1 protein-coding gene is annotated in these 245 nt (G+C 59.2%); it reads left to right on the top strand.

What is annotated here, in order from left to right; all coding sequences use genetic code 11:
- Positions 1 to 245: SRPBCC domain-containing protein (locus SB764_RS43680; protein WP_410867260.1), on the top strand; the 245-nt coding region annotated here is incomplete at both ends.

The following is a 245-nucleotide window of genomic DNA, read 5'->3' on the forward strand; positions in this document are numbered from 1 at the left end:
GTTCGAAGGCAAGGAGCAGCGCTTTCCCAGCTTGATGCGGTTCATCCAGATCGTACCAAACGACCGCATCGTCATCGACTATGGCGGGGAGGACGGTGATCCCAACGGCTTCTACATGGTGGTGACATTCGATGAGCAGACTGACGGCAAGACTGTGCTAACGATGCGTCAGCTGCACCCGAGCCGCGAACGGCGGCAGGTCGTGGTGGCGTTTGGCGCAGTGGAGTATGGACTGCAGACGCTAG

Origin of the sequence: Paraburkholderia sp. SIMBA_027 (assembly GCF_046535315.1) — a bacterium.
GTDB lineage: Bacteria > Pseudomonadota > Gammaproteobacteria > Burkholderiales > Burkholderiaceae > Paraburkholderia > Paraburkholderia tropica.